This is a genomic window from Streptomyces sp. NPDC059534, from assembly GCF_042743475.1.
GTDB lineage: Bacteria > Actinomycetota > Actinomycetes > Streptomycetales > Streptomycetaceae > Streptomyces.
This window is the reverse complement of sequence record NZ_JBHWAQ010000127.1, coordinates 1-1,934: the sequence shown is the minus strand read 5'-3', so window position 1 is coordinate 1,934 and position 1,934 is coordinate 1. Positions and strand designations below refer to the sequence as shown.

Sequence of the window (1,934 nt, the reverse complement as noted above, 5' to 3'; positions counted from 1 at the left end):
CTACCGCCTCGCCTATCTGGGCCTCGGCCACGTTCTCACTGGTCATCGATGCATCCTCCATGATCGGGAGTTACACCGAACGATTTACAGTCCCGGGCCGGAATCAACACGTCGGTTCGATCTTGGTCTCTTCCGGTTCGAGGAACCTGGCGACGTCCTCCGGTGTGCGGAATCGTGCTGTGGAGGCGGGGATAGCCACACCGTGGGCTTGCAGGAGGGGGTGGACAACCTTCACTGCACGGCTGATGGTCATGGCGGTGGTGTTGAAGAGCTGGCCGAGAAGCTCCTGAAGAGCGTGTTTCCGCAGGTAGAGGATGGTGGCCAGGATCTGGTCGGCGGGAGTGAGGGTGGGCTTACGGCCCGTGCCACGGGCGACACGGCGTGGTCCGCCGCGGGCCGCGGCCCGGACCCGTTCCCGGCGCTCTTCCAACCTGGGGATCAAGGTATTGGTGAGGTCACTGAGTTGCTTGCGGGACATGCCGGTCAGCTCGGGGTGCTGCAGGTCGTGGAGTGTGAGGGGGCGTGAGCCGCCGGCCGACCGCGCGCGTTGCGGGGGAGGGTGCGGGGACGGTCGGCGACCTGCGGGGTGAAAGGTGTAGTTCCAGTCTCCGTGGAAGCGGTGGCGCGTGATCGGCAGGTCGGCGATGGCCTCGTCGCTGATGCGGATGCCGGTGGGGTACTCGCCCATGTCGAGTTCGGCGTGCACCGTCAGACCGGTGCGGCTGGTGGTCGCGGCGATGGTCTGCAGCATGACTTCATGGCTGGTCAGGGGCCTGCCCCGCCAGTTCATGGTGATGTGGGAGAACAGTCGATGCTCGATCTTGTTCCACTTCGATGTGCCGGGTGGCAGGTGACACACGGTGATTTCCAGGCCCGTTTCGGCAGCGAGGTCGGCCAGGTGGGTCTTCCAGCCGCGGGTGCGGCAGCCGTTGGAGCCCCCGCCGTCGGCAGTGATCAGCAGTCGGTGGGCCCGGGGGTAATCGTGCCGGCCTCGGGCCTGCCACCAGCGGCGGATCGAGGCGACGGCGAACGCCGAGGTGTCGTGATCGGTGCCGATGGTGACCCAGCCGGTGTTCGCGGCCATGTCGTAGATCCCGTACGGAATCGCCTTCTCGGCCTGGCCGGGGAAATCGTGCGTGTTGACCTTCACGGGCTGTCGGGCGGGCCGCCACTCGTGCCCGGCGTTCTTGTGGTCGCCGACCAGCTCCTTCTTCTTGCTGTCCACGCTGATCACCGGGTCACCAGCGTCCCTGTGCTCTCGTGCCTGTTCGTTGAGGTAGCGGAATTGGGCGTCACGGTCAGGGTGCTGAGCGCCTTCGATGGTCTTGGCGTTGGCCTGCAGACTGAAGCCTTCCTCCCGCAGCAGGCCGGCGACTGTGTCGGCGGAGACCCGGTGGCCCTGCCGGGTCAGCTCCGCCGCCAGCTTTCGAGTCGACTTCGTCGTCCACCGCAGCGGCGACATCGGATCGCCCCGCTCGTCGGGCTCGACCAACGCAAGCAGCGCGGGCAGCAGCCCCAGGTCAAGCTCGCTCGCCTTCTTCCGGCCTCCGCCAGGACGACGGACTCGCCCCAACGGCGCCTGACCGGAGTCGAGTTCAGCCACCCCACGCGAGACCGTGCCCTCCCGGACCCCGGCCGCAGCGGCGACGAGCCTGATCCCGCCATGCCCCAATGACCGCGCTTCCGCCCCTATGGCCAGTCGACGCTGACGCTCGTCCAGGTGCGGCAACAACGCCTGGAACTTCGCGGCCAGGGCGGCCTCGATCCCCTCCGGTCTCCCCATACCAGACCAACGATCCCCGCAGCCGGAAGCCACGACTTGATTCCCGGCAAGTCCTAAGAGGTCCTAACAAAGGCGTTGGACGTGGCGGTGGGTGATGAGGCAGGTGGCGAGGCCGAGGAAGGCTTCGTGGATGTCGTCGCGTCGTTCCCAT

1 protein-coding gene is annotated in these 1,934 nt (G+C 67.0%); it reads right to left on the bottom strand.

Annotated features, from left to right (window positions below):
- Positions 1–103 precede the first annotated feature (103 nt).
- Positions 104–1,783 (bottom strand): ISAzo13 family transposase, encoded by a 1,680-nt coding sequence (locus tag ACFVZH_RS40255; protein ID WP_384905601.1) that lies wholly within the window; start codon positions 1,781–1,783, stop codon positions 104–106.
- Positions 1,784–1,934 lie beyond the last annotated feature (151 nt).

Excerpts from the sequence above, each read along its gene's own strand:
- ACFVZH_RS40255 (WP_384905601.1), bottom strand. The coding sequence starts at position 1,783 with ATGGGGAGACCGGAGGGGATCGAGGCCGCCCTGGCCGCGAAGTTCCAG.